Consider the following 17,572-nt stretch of genomic DNA (forward strand, 5'->3'; position numbering starts at 1 on the left):
CGGAGACACGACGCGACGCCCTGCGGGGCGTCAGGGGACTCCGGGCCTTCGGCCCGGCGGTCGGCCTCCGGCCGACCCGCAGTCACCTTCGGTGACTGCGGGGCCTGCGGCCCCTGGAGGGCCGGGCCTTCGGCCCTGGCCCTTTGGCTGGCTACAGGGCGACGGCCGTGGGGCTCAAGTGTGCTGGTGGTTCGGGGAGTTGGGGTGTGGCGACTGGTGTGGATCTCCATGTCCCTGCCCCTCCCTGCTGCGCGGCCCCTTGGCGGCTGACCCGTCGAGTATACACAAAGAGTGACGGCACCCGCGACCCCGGAAGACGAAGGGCGGAGCCGAGTTGGGCCGGACAAAACTGACGGCACCTCAGAAACACCCCGCCCAATAGGTCTATACCACTACCTGCCGCGGGAAAAGCTTCACACACTCCGGGATCTGGCGGCCGACGTGCGCCGCCAGGTCCCGGCATTCTTCTAAAATCACCACTCGGAAACTCCGCACCCGTCGCAGATATCGCCCCAATCCTGGAGGTGATTCCCGCTCCTGCACAAGTAATCGAGAGGGACAAGCCGTTGGGTGTCTTCGTCGAATACTGCATCCCGTACGTACCCGATTGAATCGCTCATGCGCCGAGGGTGACTGCGCCGACGTAGGAGTAGGCGGCCCAGTCGGAATCGAGGTCGGCAATGATGTCTTCCCAGACATCGCCGAGGAGGGTGTCATCTCCTTCTGCCCATCCGGTGACGGCGTCTTCCCAGACGTAGCGGACTTGGAGGGACCGGTCCTGTGCGAGGTTTTCCAGGTCGCGGCGGCGGCTTTCGGGTACCTGGCTTTGGTCGACGGTATAGATTTCCATTCGGGTGCCGTGCCCACCGTTATTGAGACGCTCAACGATGTTCTTGCGACCGTATTTTCTGACGTTCGTGCGGCGTACCTCGCGGTAGGCGTCATCGAGTGCCTGGAGCTTGCGGGCGGAGGGTTGCCGGCCGCTGGTCTCCCAGGACTTGATGAGGCGGCGGCTGATGCCGTGGCGGGCCAGGGCATCACGGCCGGCCGGTGAATCCAGGTAGCGCAGGCGGGCGTTGCGGCCCCGGGGGCGGTCGGGCGGGGTGGCGATGCCGCCGTGGTCGGCGAGTTCCTGCGCGACTCTCTCGATTTCGCGGGCGAGGGCTTCACCGCCTTTGATTCCCCGGGCGTTGTACCTTCCGAATTCCCCCCACTCCTCGTAGACGCTTCTCATTTAGTCGCCTCCGAGGGTGTAGGTTTCCTTTTCCTTCATGTCGGTGAGTTTCCGTCCCTCGGTGAAGACCTGTCGCCAGTCGCCGCCGCTCACGTGGAGTTCGTCGGTTCCTGCCATTTGCACGACGGTCAACCCGGCCTGGTGTGCCTTGTAGGCTTTGCGCCACAGGTTCGCGAATGCTTGAGAGCGGATGGTGTGCATCCAGTCCGGGCGGCGGAGTTCACGGTTGTTGGTCGATTCCCCGATAGTGGACACGAACTTAGAATACATGGATTTCACGTACTCCAGGGTGACAATGTCGTCATTGTCGATTGCCTCTTGCCGGGCGTCCCTGAGGGCTTCCTTGAGGCTTCGCAGCAGGCTTTCCGTGGCACCGGACGTGTACGCCTCGTGGATTTCCGGGGCGGCGCACAGGCCGTTCTTCGCGCAGTCCAGCAGCAGCTTGAGGGTGGGGGTGGTGATCCAGAGGTCCCCTTGAGTCTTGCGGTCCCCCAGCGGATTCGGGAGGTCGGGGTTGTCCCACTCCGGCGGGGTGATGCGGTAGATGCCTGCGCGCTTGGACTGGTAGGAGGGCTCGGAGGCCACCAGCCGGCCGATCGGCAACCAGCACGTGAACGCCGCCAGATACGCGGCGTTGGCGTCCAGAGCGGTCACATCGAGGGTGATGTGGCCGGCACGCGCCTCGCGGTGCAGCTCGACGGCGCGCCACTTGGGCCGGCCTTCCCAGATCAGGTCGGGGTCCTTCTGAGAGCGCTTGGCCAGGACGTCGGTCTCGGTCGGAGGGAACTCGGAGTGCTCGTACCGGCCGCCGATCCGAGATGCCTTGAACAGCTTCATCACGTCCGGGATCGCCTTGTGGATCAGAGCGGCCTGGGCGGCCTGCATGTCGCCCTGGTGCTGAGACAACTCCGCCGCGACCCGGTCACGGATCATGTCGCCCAACGAACCGGCCGGCTGCGCGAACGAACTCGCCGACGAACTGGTGGCGCGCCGGGGGGTTGCCGCCGGGGCCGGTTCGGAGCCGGCCGACGGCCGCACCGGCGGTTCGGCAGGGGCAGGGGCAGAAGTTCGACTGCCGGTGGACGGTGGGGCCGGGAGCTTCGTGGCGGCATGCGTGGGGCCGGCCAGCAGGTCCAGCGAGGTCATACCCCAGTGAGCGGCCAGGCGGTCGACGTCGTCCAACAGCCAGTGACTCGCCCCGGTCTGACGACGCGACAGGGCCCGCTGGTCCATACCGATCGCCGCAGCCAGAGCGGTCTGGGTCTCACGGGTACGACTCATGAGCGCGGCCACCGTCAGCCGCAGCGCTTCCTCGGTACTGAGTGCCATGGCGCCAACCTAGCACAGTTGACTCAATATTTTGTCGTTCTACTCATAATTCGAGTTGCTACGCCACCGCCCTCGGAACCATCACCACCCCTTCGGCGCGGCCAGCGTGTGTTCGAGATCCGGCCGACCGCTTCGTCCTGGGAGGCTGAGGCCGCTCTCCGCGGCGTGAGGAGCGAACGCAGCGCGGCGGGGGCGGCGTTGTACGGCCGCGTGCGCGCCTCGCGGCGCCGTTCCGAGCCCCCCAAGCTCCGAGGGCACCGAAGCGGGCCGTACGGGCTGGTCAGGCCGGTGGAATTCGTCGACCCCGCACACCCCGACACCGTGGTGGCGAGGCCGACCCACTTCCCATCCAGGCGCGGCGGCCTCTAGCCGCCCTGCCGCGAGGGCCGGGCCACCGCCCGGCAGTCCACACACCCCGGGCCGCGGCGCCCGAAGGCCCCTGTCTGTCCGCGGACTGTTGTGCTCCACGGGGCGGAGCGGGCCTAGGGCGCGTATTGCGTCGTGATCAATCTGCGGGGTTTGCCTTCGCGGCAGGGCCTGGACCGGTAGACCTTCCTGGGTGACGCGAGTGCAACTGACGGATGCGGAGTGGGAGTTCATCGCGCCGTATCTGCCGATCGGCGAGTACGGCCCGTACCCCGAGCGGCTGCGGCAGCAGTTCGAGGGCGTGATCTGGCGGTTCAAGACGGGCGGGCAGTGGCGGGAGATGCCGGTGGAGTTCGGCGCCTGGTCGACCGTCCACAACCGCTTCCGGCAGTGGCGTGACGCCGGGGTCTTCGATGCCCTGCTGGAGGGCCTGATCGCGGAAGCCGCGAAGCGGGGTGAGGTAGACCTGTCCCTGGTCAGCATCGACTCCACCACGGCGCGGGCCCACCACGACGCTGCCGGGATGCACCTGGACGAGGGCGTCCTCACCGCTTTGGAGAAGGCTGCCACCGAGGCGGAGAAGGCCAGGTCAAGGGGGGCGGCTGCGGCGAACAAACCGGGCAGGAGGCCGGAGGCGGTCCCGAGCGGGAAGAACGACGGCGCATCCGGCGCCGACGCAGACTCCGGCTGAAGGCCGCTCTGCTCGGACGCTCCAGGGGCGGACAGACCAGCAAGATCCATGTTGCCGGCGACCGGAAGTGCCGCCCACTGGCGTTCATCCTGACCGCGGGACAGGCCGCCGACAGCCCGCAGTTCATCCCCGTGCTCAAGAAGGTACGGGTCCGCGGGCCCGTCGGCCGTCCCCGTACCCGGCCCGGCGCAGTCGCCGCGGACAAGGCGTACTCGTCCCGTGGAAACCGCGCCCACCTGCGCAAACGCCGCATCAAGGCGGTCATCCCGGAGAAGAAGGACCAGGCCGCCAACCGGAAGAAGAAGGGCTCCGCAGGAGGCCGGCCCCTCAGCCACGACGCCGACCTCTACAAGGAGCGGAACACCGTCGAACGCCTGATCAACAAGCTCAAGGCATGGCGAGGCATCGCCACTCGATACGACAAGTCACCCGCAAGCTACCTCGCCGGACTCCACCTGCGCGCCTCGGTGATCTGGCTCAAGGACCTCACCCGGACCACCCGTTGATCACAACCAAATACGCGTCCTAGTACTACAGGGCTAGATTTTGATCATCTGGAGTGGCAATCGCCTCCGAAAATGATGGCGACGAGCTTCGGCCTGATGCTCACGACGCCAGATCGACCAGCGAAGCCCGAGGTCAACCAGGGTGCGAGCGGAACCGATCAAGTTGAACAACCGTCGAACCTCGGCGATGGTCAAGGCTGCGAGTCGGCGTGCGTGCACTCGTGGCCTCCTGGGCTCGTCCGGTCTTGCGGAGCCCTTTTTTCGCGACCCGCGCCATCGCCGCCAAGAATGCCAACGCCAGCATGGACATGGTGATGTGGCGATACCAGGCGTCGTACTTGCGCACCTGGTAGTTGTCCAGCCCGGCCTGCTGTTTCGCGGCCTCAAAGCACTCCTCGACCGGCCAGCGCAGTCCGATGACCGCGACCAATTCCGACAGCGATTCCTGGCGCGGGTTGTGGCAGTGGAAGTAGGAGATCTCTCCGTTGTCGATGTTGCGCCGGATCACATACAGGTGTCTCTCGCGCCCGGCGATCACGGCCCAGTCGTAGGTCCGAAACCCCTTCGCGCCGATACCGCAGGCGCGGCGCGTGAAGTCCCCCGGCCGCAAGCCGGCCGCCAGGACGTCCAAGCGGGTCGGGCAATCAGGGTTGGTGGTGACGCCCCCGGTGTTGATGTCGGTGGACTTCGGAACGGCCATGCAGTACGCGGTGCCGCCTTCTTCCAGGAATCTGCGCAGCCCGCGGTTCTGACCGAACTCCTCGTCCGCCGTGAACCACGAGAACGGCACCCCAGCCGCCACCGCGCGCTCGATCATGGCCTGGACCTGCTGCGGACGGGTACGGAAGACCACCTCGTCATCGATTCCCGCCTCGCGGCGGCGCTCGAAGTCAGCGCACCAGGACTCCTGCGGCAAATACAGCTCCCGATCGATCAGGACGCGGTCGCCGCTGCGGTTTGCGTAGGCCAGGAATGTCCCGATCTGGCAGTTATCGATACGCCCGAGGGAGCCGGAGTACTGGCGCTGGACCCCGGCCGACTTCCTCCCTTTCTTGGCGAATCCGGTGGGATCGGCGATGAGCACGCCCCGGGGGTCCGCGAAATGTTCCATGGCGTAGTCGCGGGTCAGGTCCCGCAGCAGGTCCGCGCTCCAGGGGGTGAGATTCAAGAACCGCTGGAGCGCCTTGGGTTCCTTGGCGCCAGCGAACTCGGCAATGGTCCAGCCGTTCTTCCGCTGGAGCGGCGAAAGGAGCCCACGCAGGTACTGGTGGGCGTGCTCGCGGGATTCAGGGCGGTAGAACAGCGGACTGATCCGCTCGCGCAGCGCAGTGAACTCGCGCTTCCACACGGCTAATTCAGCACGGGTTACCGCGCCTTGCGGGAGATCTTGATCACGGGCTTGCGTCGCTGCCATGGACGAAGTCTCTCCCAACCCCATGATCAAGATCTAGCCCTGTAGTACTAGAGCCATCCCTTCTTCCGGAAGGTCTTGGCCCGTACGGAGCACCAGCGGGAGCACAGTGCCCGGGCCGGGGTCCGGTGGGCGGGAGCGGCTGCGCGCACACGGGACAGTGGCCGGCCGGGACGACGGGCGCCAAGCGCCGCAGCAACCGGTTGACGCGGCCTTCTTCGTGCCTGCCGTGTGCCTGCCGTATGGGACGCGGTCGGCATCGCAGCCGGTGAGCAGCTCGGAGAACGCGGCGCGCAAGGCGGCAAGGTCGCGGCGGCATGTTCCGAGCAGGTCCAGGTAGTCATCGACGCGATCTCCGTTCACCCGTTCGGGTGGGGGATCCGGATCACGGCGTTCAGCAGCCCGCCATGGACTTGGCTGTTGGGTGTGGAAGGGCACGAGCACGGCAGGCGGGTGCAGCAGGCTACCGCAGGGGGCGGCGGTGAGGGAATCGAGGCCGCGTTCGTCACGGCCGCCGGACGGTTGACGCAGTTGCCGTGGGATCAGGCGGCGGCGTCGGTGCGGTTCGAGGATCTGGCGCCGGTATCGGCGTTTCCGGTCGTTCCGGGCCGCCGGTGAGGGCCGGGCTGGTGGTGGTCGGTGACCACCGGACGGCACGTCGTACACGGTTCGGCAGCGATGCGCACCCAGCTGATGGTCCTGGACCGGAGTCCCGACGTGACCGGCCAGGCCGCACGTCCGGTACGGCTGCTGTGGCGGGACACGGCCGACGGGCGGGTGCGCTCGTGGGTGCCTCAGCTGTTCGCCCGATACGCGGCCGGCACCGGCCTGCTCGCCGACTGTCCCTCCAGCCCGGCCACCGGTGGAGACAGGGCGCAGCGGGCGCGGATGGTTATGGAGGCGGTGTGTGCCCGCGTGGGCTGGGTGTACCGTCGCCTCGAGCCACCTCCAGCGGTGGCGGCGGCGAACCTGCGGTGGCTGGCCGGCTACCGCCACCCAGGCAATCAGGGGCCGCCCGAGCTGCGGGCCGCGTTGGCTGAGGCGTTCGCCGGGCCCGGGCCGCTGGCCGACGGTGCAGCCGCAGTAGGTGATCCTCTGCGAGTGCTGCCGGCCGTCTATCACGCGCTGTGGTGCGGGCATCTGACGACGCCTCTTGATGAGCCGCTGCACGAGGAGGCACTGGTCTGCGCTGACGCAGAACGTGGTGGTAGGGGTGTCGAAGAGCGGCTGGGCTCCAGGGGCGGCGAAGGAAGGGACGAGCGCAGTGTGCGGCACGCACGGTAAAAGCCAGCGGCCGGTGGTGGAGGTCGGCGCGCACGTCGCCTACCGGGGACAGACCTGGCAGGTCGCCGCCCTGCAGGGCCAGCAGGTCTACCTGCTGCAGGAGGACGGCACCGAAACGAGACTGCTGCTGGGGCGGTTGTTCGCCGACCCAGACTTCGAAGTAGTGGGCGCGCGGGCACCGGACGCGGTGCCGCAGTGGGGACTGTTCGAGACCGTTCCGGTGGCGGCCCAGCAGCGGGCGCATCCGGGAGGTGGAGACCGGATGGCCGCGCCCTGAGAGTGGTCGTGACGGCCAGACGATGCGGCCGGAGTACGACCCCGAGCGGTGGACCCTGGCGCAGCGGGACGCGGCCAAAGCGAAGGAGCTGGCGGCGCTCGGCTTCGCCCGGGTGACGCGTACGACGGTGGAGCGGATGCGGCACGCCTACCGCAAGCAGGGTTTGTGGGGGCTGGTCGACAAGCGCGCGGTGCCGGCCCGTGGTCGTCATCCGACAGGGTATGCCGACGAGCGGGTCGTGGCCGCGGTGCGAAGCGCTGCGGCGCCAGCGGGGCCGGTCGAAGGGGACGGTGAAGGGATTGCAGGTACTGGTCGGGCAGATCCTGGAGGACACGCACGGGCGTGGGGTGGTGGAGATGCCGTCACGCTCGACGTTCTACCGGCTGGTGAGCGTGCTGGCCGACCCGGCCGATCGCCCGGCGCGTACCGCCACCGCACCCGCCCGCGCCTCGTCGGCGTCGCCGGTGGTGCAGCGGCCCGGGGAGCAGGTGCAGATCGCCTGGACATCATGGCTCTCCTTGAGGACGGCAGCCTTGGTCGGCCGGAGCTGACGATCGCCGTCGACGTCGCCACCCGCTCCATCCTGGCCGCCGTCCTGCGCCCGCACAGCACCAAAGCTGTCGACGCCGCCCTCCTCCTGGCGGAAATGGCCGTCCCGCATCCAGCCAGGCCAGCCTGGCCCCAGTCACTTCACCTGTCGCGGGCCGAGGTGCCCTTCGAGCGGATGCTGTCACTGGACGAACGCCTGGAGGGAGCAGCCGCCCGCCCGGTGATCGTGCCCGAGACGATCGTCGTCGACCGCGGGAAGATCTACCTCTCACAGGGCTTCGTCACCGCCTGCGAAGCACTCGGAGTGAGTGTGCAGCCCGCTCCACCGAGGCGGCCGCAGGCCAAGGCCGTGGTGGAGCGGACCTTCGGCTCGATCAACGACCTGTTCTGCCAGCACGTCGCTGGCCACACCGGCTCCAACCCCCAGCGCCGCGGCTCCAAGACTGCGGCCGAGACGCGGTGGACGATCCCTCAGTTGCAGGACTTCCTCGACGAATGGATCACCTGTGGCTGGCAGAACCGGCCCCACGACGGACTGCGCCACCCCGTCCTGCCCAAAACCGCCCTCACACCGAACCGGATGTGGGCCGCGCTGCTCACCATCAGCGGCTACGTGCCGGTACCACTGAGTAGGGCCGACTACCTCGAACTGCTGCCCGTTCGCTGGCAGCCCATCACCGAACGCGGCATCCGCCTCGACTACCGCACCTACAACCACGACATCCTTGACCCCCACCGCAGCCAGCGCTCCCCCGTCGCCCGCCAAGGACGGAAAGTGGGAGGTCCACCACAACCCCCACGACGCCCGCCAGATCTTCGTCCGCCTCACCGACGGACAGCTCCACGAAATCCCGTGGATCCATCGCGACCACGTCCACCAGCCTTTCAACGACAGCGTCTGGCGCCACATCCAGGCCGAGGTCGAACAGCGCGGGGACCGCGAGCAGCACGAAGCCGATCTCGCCGACGCCCTGGACCAGCTCTTGCGCCGTACTCGCAGCTCTGCTGGGACAGAACACGAAACCGGCCGCCGAGAGCAACGTCATGCCCGCCGTACGACCGTGCATCTGCCCGACCTGCCCGGGCAGCGGCGCCCGCTCGCAGCAGAGACCGCACCAGCCCCGGAACCAGACTGGAACGAAAGCCTGGACGACCTCATCGGCACCGACCCGGCCACGGAGCCGGGCACTGGCGATCCGGAAGGCACAAGCGCGGCGCCGGCCGAGGCAGGCGGCTACGGGCTGTGGGACGCCGAAGCGGAAGCCGAGCAGTGGTGAACGCCTCGCCGCGCACGAGCGATGCATCGGCCCGCAGGTCCCCGTCGACGGCGGACCGGTCTCCCGGGGCCGCGGCAAGCACCGCCGACGACGCCCCTGATCCGCAGCTTCAGTCGGTGACCGCCTGGGACGGCTTCCATGCCTTCGCCACCACCCCCGTGGCAGCCCCTCCCCTGCCCGGCGCACCGCCCCGCAGCCTCGAGGAACGCCTGGCCTACCACTCGCGGTTCGTCACCGTGCGCACCCCTGCCATCGACGCGCTCGCCAAGAACGTGCGCACCTTGATGATCCTCGGTCGCCACCAGGCCGTCACCGCACGGCCATCCCTGATCGTCACCGGCCCCGCAGGCGCCGGAAAGACCACCGCCCTGCTCCAGGTCGGCCGCGCTTGCCACCTCGCCACACCCGCCGCCACGGCCCCACAGCAACAGCCGGTCAGGCCCCGGTCGCCTACGTCCTGGTCCCACCCGCCGCCAGCGCCAAGACCCTCGCCATCGAGTTCGCCCGCTACCTCGGCATCCCCGTCACAGCCGGCATGTCCCAGGCCCAGATCACCAACGCCGTCTGCCACACCTACACCTCTGCAGGTGTCCAGCTGGTGATGATCGACGAGATCCACCGGCTCAACCCCCGCACCACCACCGGCGCCCAGAGCGCCGACCTGATCAAAGACCTCACCGAACGCATCGGCGCCACCTTCGTCTACGCCGGCATCGACGTCACCACCACACCCCTGTTCACCGGGGTACGCGGTGCGCAGCTCGCCGGACGCGCCTCCCTCATCGACTGCGCCGCCTTCCCCGCCCGCCTCGGCAACGAAGAGCCCTTCCGCGACCTCATCACCGCCATGGAAGGCGCGCTCGACCTGCGCCACCATTGGCCCGGAGCCCTCCCCCGGCTGGCCCCGTACCTGCACGAACGCACCGCCGGCCGCATCGGCAGCCTCGCCCGACTCATCCGCCAGGCCGCCATCACCGCCCTCATCGACAAGGCACCGAACGCATCACCAAAACCACCCTCGACGCCATCCGCCTCGACCACCTTGCCGAACAGCACTACCAACCCCGCACCCGGTCCCGGAGCCGGAATACCAACACCCCGTGACCCGGACAGACGCCACGGCCCGTACCGCGGCCGCAGCCGCCCCCGCGCAGCGCGGCGTCCTCACCCGCAGCGGCATGGCTACGGGCCCCATCAGCAGCACCGGGCGTGCTCCGCGTACGGCCGCTGCTCGGCGAGGCGACCGCCTCATACGGCCAGCGCCTCGCCGAAACTTTCCGGCTGACGCTCCCCCAACTCCTTGACGGCGCCGGCGTCACCCTGACCGGCCACGGCACGCTGCCGACAGCTGAACTCCACCTCAGCCATGCCGCCTGCCACCACCTCGCCGCCCTGACCCGCATCCCACTCCCCCACCTGGCGCGCGCCCTGCCCCGCCTCGCCCCCAACGACGACGCCCACCGCACCGCAGCCGCTGCACGCTGGAAACGACTCGAGGCCGAGCAGCAGCCCGTCCGCGCCTGCACCCTGTGCACCCGCCATCGCAGCCACGGCACAACCGGCACCGCCTGGGCTCATCGGCCGCCGCACCGACTGGTGTGCCCGCGCCACCACCAAGCCGCCTCCGACCCACGACTCACCACCACCGTCCGCACCTGGGCCGCGCCCGGACTCGCCATGGCGCACCACGCACACCAGCGACTCCTACGGCACCCACGCGCCGCCACCGCCTGGACCACAGCGCGCGCCATCACCACCCGTTGGTACGACCACCAGCAACACCTCACCCACCGCTGGCACACCCGCCTCAACCAGCTCTGCGCGACCAACCCCCACCTGACCACCACGGGCAGCGCCTCCCCCACACTCCTGGCGCGCGACCTGATCACCTACCCCGAAACCGTTGCTCTCGCCCGCGCACTCGCCACCCTGCCGAACCGGCCACATCGCACCGCCGACGACGCCCTCAGCCTCATCGCCCAGCGACTCGGGCTGCCCCGCCTGGCCAGCAACGCGAACGATCCCCTCCGGGTCTTCCTCACCCATACACGCCACTGACCAGCCACACCGCACCCCAAAGCCCCCAGAAAACGCAGCCGTTTATAGACGCACCACCACACCTACGAGAAACCCAAGATCAATCCCACACAACTACCGGACCGCAGACCAGACCCCCGAACAACCAAACCGCACACACCCCCAAGCCACGCCCACCACGCCCGAACGCAACCGCTCCAGCGATCCCGAGTCCCACCCCTAAAGACGAAACACCAGACCAAAGCAGTCCAGCCCCCTGAAGATCATTGCTCCGCCACAACAACGCCTTTCGATCAGCCTTGGCCTATGCAGGTCAGGGGCACGGTAGGGCGTACGCGGGGCCGTCTCCGACGAAGCGGCGCCATTGCCGGGGGCTGAGGGGCTGGGTGTCGACGCAGATTCTCTCGATACTCGTCCCCACGTCGAGCTGCCACAACCGGGCCGACTGATCGAGGCTACCGGTGGCCAGCGTCTTCCCGTCCCGGCTGAAGGCAACGGCGTACACAGAGTCGGCGTGGGCTTTCAGCGGCAGGCCGCGACGGCTCGGCCGGGCAGGCGCGCGGACATCCCACAGCTGCACCGACGACTGGCCGTAGCTGCCCGTGGCGAGGGTGCTGCCGTCTGGGCTGAAGGCGAGGGCGAACACGGAATCGGTGTGCCCGGTCAGCGGCTCGCCGAGGGCGGTGGGGTGCTTGGGCCGGGAGATGTTCCACAAGCGCACCGAGAAGTCATTGCTGCCGGTGGCGAGGGTCTTTCCGTCCGGGCTGAACGCAAGGGAGGCGACGCCATTGATGTGGCCCTTCAGCGGCCGGCCGACGCGCTCGGGTCTGGCCCGGTCGCGGACGTCCCACAGCTGAGCCGTGGTGTCGTAGCTGCCGCTGGCCAGCATGTCGCCGTCCGGACTGAACGCCACGGTGAGCACCATGCCCTCGTGGTGCCGCACCGGACGGCCGATCGGCCCGGCACGGTCCGGCTCCGTGACATCCCACAGGCGGATCGTGGCGTCCTGGCCGCCGGTGGCCAGGGTCTTTCCGTCCGGGCTGAACGCCATGGTCCAGATACCGCCCTCGTGTCCGGTCAGAGGATCACCCAGGTACTTGGGTGTGGACGGATCGGAGATGTCCCACAGCTGGATCACGCCGTCATACCCGGCACTCGCGAGGAACTCCCCGTCTGGGCTGAACGCCAGGGACCTGACGCCCTCGGTATGAGCCTGAAACCCCCGGCCGAGCAGCTTGGGACGCCCATGCTCCGACGTGTCCCACAACCGCACCGCCCCGTCGTGGCCGCCGGTGGCAAAGAGCCGCCCGTCCGGGCTGAACGCCACCCCGATCACACCGTTGAAGTGGCCGGTCAGCAGCGTGCGCGGTATGTCCCACAGCCGTGCCGTCTGGTCGTAGCTGCCGGAGGCGAGGGTGCGTCCGTCGGGGCTGAACGCCACCGCCGCGACGGTGTTGCTGTGGCCCGTCCAAGGCTGCCCCAGTGCCTTGGGACGTGTCGGGTCGGAGACGCTCCAGATCTGCATAGTCGAGTCTCCGCTGCCGGTGGCCAAAGTCCGCCCGTCCGGGCTGAACGCCACCGAGGCGACCACGGTGCTGCGCCCCATGAGAAGTTGGTTGGCGTACGTGGGCTTGTCAGGATCCCCGACGTTCCACAACCGAACGGTAGAGTCACCGCTGCCCGTGGCGAGGGTCCGGCTGTCGGGGCTGAACGCGAGGGACGCGACGGTGTTGGAGTGGCCCTTGAGCGGGGCCCCGCGCCGCTTTGGCTTCTTCGGGTCCGAAACATCCCACAACCGGGCCCTGAAGTCGTCGGCCCCGGTGGCTAGCGTCTTGCCGTTCGGGGCGAAAGCCACAGCCCAGAGCCTGCCCGGACCGTCCTTGAGTGGCTTGCCTACCGGCTTGGCATCGGCCGGGTCCGACACGTCCCACAGCCGGACCGTGGCATCGCCGGAGCTGCTGGCAAGCAGGTCGCCGTCCGGGCTGAACGCCACCCCGCTGATGACGGCGTCATGGCCGGTCAGGGGCTGGCCGACAGGCTCGGGATCCGACGGGTCTGACACATCCCACAGGCGGACCCACCGGTCGCGGTCGTCACCGGCGGTGGCCAGGGTGCGCCCGTCCGGGCTGAACGCCACGGACATCACAGCCTTGGTGTGGCCGGTCAGGGGGCGTCCCAGGGCGCGAGGGCTGCGTGGTTCGGAGGTGTCCCACAGTCGGATCGTGGCATCGCCGCTGCCGGTGGCCAGGATGCGCCCGTCCGGGCTGAACGCCACCGAGGAGACCCGTTCGGTGTGGCCCCTCATCTGCTTGGACAGCGGGATGTTCCCGGAGTTCAGCAGCCGGGTGTACGTCTCGTCGCCGGGCCGCATCCGGTACGCCACCAGGTCGAGTTGGGCGGCCAGTGACTGGTCCGTGCCGCGCAGCCGGTCGGCTTCGGCGACGACCCGGTTGTAGACGGCGAGGTCCCGCTGGTGTACCGCCTCGCCCTGCTGCTTGAACGCGACGCCTGCAGCGCCCGAGGCGAGCAGGGTAAGAACGGTGAGGACGGCGATAACGGTGTTCCGCACCCGGGCAGTGCGGCGCCGCGCCCGCTCCCCAGCAGCGAGGAACGCCTGCGCGGTCGCACTCAGGCTGTGTGGCGGGGCGCTGAGCGCCCACGTGCGCGCAATCTCAAGGCGGCTGCCGCGGTAGAGAAGCGCTGAGTCACGGCCACTCTCGTCCCACGTGGCCGCCGCCTCCTCCAGGTTCTGGTGGATGAGGCGCCCGGCCCGGTCGGCGTCAATCCAGCCGCGCAGCCGGGGCCACGTGTGCAGCAGAGCCTCGTGCGTGATCTCGACGGTTTCCTGCTCGCGGGTGAGTAGCCGGGCCCGGGTGAACGCATCCACCACCGGCTCGGCGAGGCCGCCGCCGGCATCCGCCAACTCTGCGCGGCCCAGGCGCCGCCGGACGTCCTCCGTGCTGTCTGCGACCCGTACCATCCGCAGGAAGAGCGACTGCGCCACGCGCCGCTCGTCATCGTCGAGGCCGCTATAGACGTGTTCGGCGGTCGAGGCGATGGCGCCTTGGATGCCTCCGGTGTCGCGGTACCCGCGCACGGTGAGGGTGGCGCCGTGCCGTTGCTGCCAGCAGACTCGCAGGGCGTGTGCGAGCAGCGGCAGGCGCCCGGCCTCGTAGCGCGCTTCCCCGGCGGGACCCATCGCCTTGGTGGCCCCCAGGTCGTGCAGGAGCAGCTCGACCAGTCCGTCCTCTACGTCGAGCCCCACGTCTCTGGCGGGCAGCAGGACTGCCTCGCGCAACTCCTCGTCTGTCATGGGGCCGACTACCAGCGGGGCGTCTTGCAGCGCGGCGCGCAGGGGAGGGTGATCGACGCACGCGGCGTAGAAGTCGGACCGGATGCCCAGGACTACAAGGGCACGCGGGGGGTCCTCCGTGTCGGGGTAGGCTTGGCCGCCCGCAAGGCGGGCGAGCAGTGTGACGAAAGAGCGCCGTTCCTGCTCGTCGGTACAGAGCGTGAAGAGTTCCTCGAACTGGTCGACCACGATGACTGCCCGCGTCGGCTGCGTCGGCAGGTCGTTGCGCAGGGCCTCGTCTAGGACCGAGAGACACCGCGGTGGGTCGGCGACGAGATCAGCGGCCGTCAAGTCCAGGCCTGCGCCGCGGAGCGCCACGATCTGGTCAGCCAGGGCACGGAGCGGGTGGGCGCTGGGGGTAAGCAAGAGTTTCGGCCACCGGTCGGAGCCGGGCAGCGCGGCCCGGTCCAGGTGCGGCAGCAGCCCGGCCCGAAGCAGCGAGGACTTGCCCGCGCCCGACGGGGCCACGACCGCCTGGAGCCGGCCCGAGTCCAGGCGTCGGTCGAGGCGGTCGGTCAACTCGGCGATGAGCGCCTCTCGTCCGAAGAACCACCGCTCGTGTTCTTGTCCGAAGGCGGCCAGCCCTGGATAGGGGCAGTCCGGCACCGGTCCGCCCGCCTCAGCGCGGCGGCGTTCACGCACTCCATCGACGTAGTGGAAGTGCTGGTCACGGCCAGCGACGTTGACGCCTGCGCTATCGCGGGCGTATGCCTCGATGTGGATGCCGTCGCCCGCAGCACGTGACGTGCCGTGCCCGCTGTCCGCCGGGGGGTCTGCGGAGTCCGGGCGTTCAGTGCCGCGATCCATCTGCGGCTCTTCGGGGCTCATCGATCACCCCCGCCGGTGATGTGCTGATCCCGCCCGGCGACGTAGACCCGGCTGCTGTCCAAGGCCCGCACGGACACCGTCACCGACGGCTCCTCCCGGCCGCTGCCGGGCGGCTCCGGGCTCAGATCGACGGCGAGGATTCTGCGCAGTTCCGCGGCGAGTGCGGGCTCGGCCGCGAGCAGCCTGCGCAGTCGGCCCTGCCACTCGCTGACCAACTCCGCTTCGGCCAGTTCGGCCTCGGCCGGTTCGTTGGCATCCTCTCGTGCGGCGAGCAACACCGCACGGGATTCTTCGAGTTCGGACTCCACTGTGTCCGCCCGGTCTGGGTACACGCGACGCCATAGCGCACCCATCGAGTTCTGTGCCCGCTCCCAACCGGCCGTCGTCAGCAGTTGCACCACTGTCGCAGCGGCCACGGAAGCAAGGCCCGCAAGCTCCGGATCCATATGGTTCCCCGTTCGCCCGTGCCATCACTGGCTCACTGCATCGTGTGTAGTGCCTGAATCGCCTCGGGCGCCAGAGAGAACTCGGTCGAATGACAACCGCGACCGACAACGGTAACGACCTGCAGGCCTGCGGTAGCCGGATCATCACGTGCGACGAGTTCCGCCAGTGCCTAACCCTGCGCCCCCGTATCGCCGTCGCCGTGACGTGGCCGCCAGACGTCGGGTCGACTTTGCCGAGCGCCCTGGACCCCAGCGAGCGGCGCATCTGCCCCAGCATCTGGCAATCACCCACGGCGAACGGGTCAGCGTGCCAAGGGAGATTCCCATCAAGATGCCGGAGTTGGCTGCTCACCGGGTCGACGGAGCCCGTTATCCACAAGGCAGTGCGTAGCCTCCGTGACGCAGGTGGTGTCTCCACAAGCGACCACATGGTCAAGATGGAAGACCTCGACCAATTGAACAGCGTCGCCTCCCCTTTGCACGATGGCGGCGAGCCATCTTGTCTGGCTCAACCTTGACCTACGACTGGCTCAGCTTGTCCTACCTTCCAAGCGTGGGCCTGAGGCGGTCATTCGTAGGATCGTCTGGCCCAGGGGTTCCGGGTATGGCTGTCAGCTTGTCGCCGCTCGATGGCTCAAATGACTTGGCCGCCCGGAGCCCCGCGACGACTCGACCGCTAATTGGGATACGCGACTCGATCGCTGTGTAGGACAACGTCGGCGAGGTCGTCTGCGGGACTACTGTGACGACGAGCTGGCGGAGGTGACCGTGCCCGAGATCTGGGCCGGGGTGGACATCGGCAAGGAACACCACCACTGCGTGGTGATCGACGCGCACGGCGAACGCCTCCTGTCACGGCGAGTCCTGAACGACGAGTCCGCGCTGCTGGAGCTGATCGGCGACGTACTCGCACTCTCTGAGGACGCGCTGTGGGCGGTGGATATCAACCACGGCGGCGCCGCCTTGCTCATCGGCCTGCTGCTCGGCCACGACCAGCCGATGGTCTACCTCACCGGCCTCGCCGTTCACCAGGCATCAGCCGCCTACCGAGGCCAGGGCAAGACGGACGCCAAGGACGCCTTCGTCATCGCCGACCAGGCCCGCATGCGCAAGGACCTCGGCGTGCTCCGTCCCGGTGACGAGATAGCCGTAGACCTCAAGATCCTGGTCAGGCGCCGCACCGACCTCGTCAACGACCGCACCCGCCAGATCAACCGGCTCAGGGAACAACTCCTCGAAGTCTGCCCGGCCTTGGAGCGTGCGCTCAGTCTGACGAACAAGGGGCCGATCCTGCTGCTGACCGGCTACCAGACGCCAGCCGCAATCCGCCGCAGCGGCGCCAAGCGAATCGAGACGTGGCTGAAGAACCGCAAGGTCAAAGGCGCCGCCGCACTCGCCCAGGCCGCCGTCGAGGCCGCCCAGGCCCAGCACACCGCACTGCCCGGCGAGAAGCTGGCCGCCTCGATGGTGGGCCGCCTCGCGAAGGGGGTGATGGCCCTCGAAGAGGAGATCGCCGAGCTCGACGCACTAATCGAGGCCCGGTTTCACGAACACCCGCATGCCGAAGTGATCCGCAGCCTGCCCGGCATGGGCGCCATGCTCGGGGCCACCTTCATCGCCGCGACCGGCGGCGACATGGAAGCCTTCGGCACATCAGACCGGCTGGCTGCTTTCGCCGGCCTGTCACCGGTTCCACGCGACTCCGGCCGCGTCAGCGGAAACATGCGCCGACCCCGCCGCTACCACCGTGGCCTCCTGCGGGCCTTCTACCTCTCCTCCATGGCCAGCTTGAGGTCGTGTCCCGCGTCACGGGCGTACTACGAACGGAAGCGTGCTGAGGGGAAAGGTCACAAGCAGGCCGTGCTGTCCCTCGCCCGTCGAAGGGCCAACGTTCTCTGGGCCATGATCCGCGACGGAGCGTGCTATCAAACTGCACCACCAGTCACGATGGCTGCTTGACATCCTCATTGGGAAGTCGTTTATCT

9 protein-coding genes and 3 pseudogenes are annotated in these 17,572 nt (G+C 68.7%); 7 read left to right on the top strand and 5 right to left on the bottom strand.

Annotated features, from left to right (window positions below):
- Positions 1-616: 616 nt before the first annotated feature.
- Together OG946_RS00005 and OG946_RS00010 are read right to left on the bottom strand one after the other, a co-directional pair.
- Positions 617-1,234 carry a hypothetical protein gene (locus OG946_RS00005; protein ID WP_326794074.1) on the bottom strand — a complete coding sequence of 206 codons (618 nt, stop codon included), beginning with the start codon at positions 1,232-1,234 and terminating at the stop codon, positions 617-619.
- The gene (locus OG946_RS00010; RefSeq protein ID WP_326794075.1) at positions 1,235-2,563 is read right to left on the bottom strand and encodes an acyltransferase; all 1,329 of its coding nucleotides are present in this window, start codon (positions 2,561-2,563) and stop codon (positions 1,235-1,237) included.
- Positions 2,564-3,122: 559 nt separating this feature from the next.
- Here OG946_RS00010 and OG946_RS00015 point away from each other — a divergent pair.
- A pseudogene (locus OG946_RS00015) lies at positions 3,123-4,126 on the top strand (IS5 family transposase).
- Between the two features lie 133 nt (positions 4,127-4,259).
- Here OG946_RS00015 and OG946_RS00020 read toward each other — a convergent pair.
- Complete coding sequence (locus tag OG946_RS00020) at positions 4,260-5,540, bottom strand: IS701 family transposase (protein WP_442814244.1); 1,281 nt, start codon at positions 5,538-5,540, stop codon at positions 4,260-4,262.
- Between the two features lie 228 nt (positions 5,541-5,768).
- Here OG946_RS00020 and OG946_RS00025 point away from each other — a divergent pair, with 228 nt between their 5' ends.
- From OG946_RS00025 to OG946_RS00045, 5 genes and pseudogenes are all read left to right on the top strand, one after another.
- A complete protein-coding gene (locus OG946_RS00025; protein ID WP_326794076.1) occupies positions 5,769-6,155 on the top strand; it encodes a hypothetical protein in 387 nt (128 codons plus the stop codon).
- 60 nt (positions 6,156-6,215) lie between these two features.
- Positions 6,216-6,821, top strand: coding sequence for a TnsA-like heteromeric transposase endonuclease subunit (locus OG946_RS00030; protein ID WP_326794077.1), 606 nt, complete (start codon positions 6,216-6,218; stop codon positions 6,819-6,821).
- Positions 6,822-6,834: 13 nt separating this feature from the next.
- Positions 6,835-8,924: pseudogene (locus OG946_RS00035) on the top strand (transposase).
- Between the two features lie 116 nt (positions 8,925-9,040).
- Positions 9,041-10,028 (top strand): annotated as a pseudogene (locus OG946_RS00040) (TniB family NTP-binding protein).
- Between the two features lie 105 nt (positions 10,029-10,133).
- Entirely contained in the window at positions 10,134-10,982 is an 849-nt protein-coding gene (locus OG946_RS00045; protein ID WP_326794078.1) for a hypothetical protein, read from the top strand.
- Positions 10,983-11,274: 292 nt separating this feature from the next.
- Here OG946_RS00045 and OG946_RS00050 read toward each other — a convergent pair whose 3' ends face one another.
- Together OG946_RS00050 and OG946_RS00055 are read right to left on the bottom strand one after the other, a co-directional pair.
- Positions 11,275-15,141 (bottom strand): WD40 repeat domain-containing protein, encoded by a 3,867-nt coding sequence (locus OG946_RS00050; RefSeq protein WP_326794079.1) that lies wholly within the window; start codon positions 15,139-15,141, stop codon positions 11,275-11,277.
- Entirely contained in the window at positions 15,138-15,587 is a 450-nt protein-coding gene (locus OG946_RS00055; RefSeq protein ID WP_326794080.1) for a hypothetical protein, read from the bottom strand. The genes OG946_RS00050 and OG946_RS00055 overlap by 4 nt, the downstream gene beginning before the upstream one ends.
- A gap of 768 nt (positions 15,588-16,355) precedes the next feature.
- On the opposite strand from OG946_RS00055, the gene OG946_RS00060 reads away from it, so the two are divergent.
- A complete protein-coding gene (locus tag OG946_RS00060) occupies positions 16,356-17,546 on the top strand; it encodes an IS110 family transposase (protein WP_442814245.1) in 1,191 nt (396 codons plus the stop codon).
- Positions 17,547-17,572: the final 26 nt, after the last annotated feature.

Origin of the sequence: Streptomyces sp. NBC_01808, from assembly GCF_035917395.1 — a bacterium.
Lineage (GTDB): Bacteria > Actinomycetota > Actinomycetes > Streptomycetales > Streptomycetaceae > Streptomyces.

What these genes read in the sequence shown, in the direction of transcription:
- OG946_RS00020 (WP_442814244.1), bottom strand. Translation starts at nt 5,540, where the DNA reads ATGGCAGCGACGCAAGCCCGTGATCAAGATCTCCCGCAAGGCGCGGTA.
- OG946_RS00010 (WP_326794075.1), bottom strand. Translation starts at nt 2,563, where the DNA reads ATGGCACTCAGTACCGAGGAAGCGCTGCGGCTGACGGTGGCCGCGCTC.
- OG946_RS00005 (WP_326794074.1), bottom strand. Translation starts at nt 1,234, where the DNA reads ATGAGAAGCGTCTACGAGGAGTGGGGGGAATTCGGAAGGTACAACGCC.
- OG946_RS00030 (WP_326794077.1), top strand. Translation starts at nt 6,216, where the DNA reads ATGCGCACCCAGCTGATGGTCCTGGACCGGAGTCCCGACGTGACCGGC.
- OG946_RS00055 (WP_326794080.1), bottom strand. Translation starts at nt 15,587, where the DNA reads ATGGATCCGGAGCTTGCGGGCCTTGCTTCCGTGGCCGCTGCGACAGTG.
- OG946_RS00050 (WP_326794079.1), bottom strand. Translation starts at nt 15,141, where the DNA reads ATGAGCCCCGAAGAGCCGCAGATGGATCGCGGCACTGAACGCCCGGAC.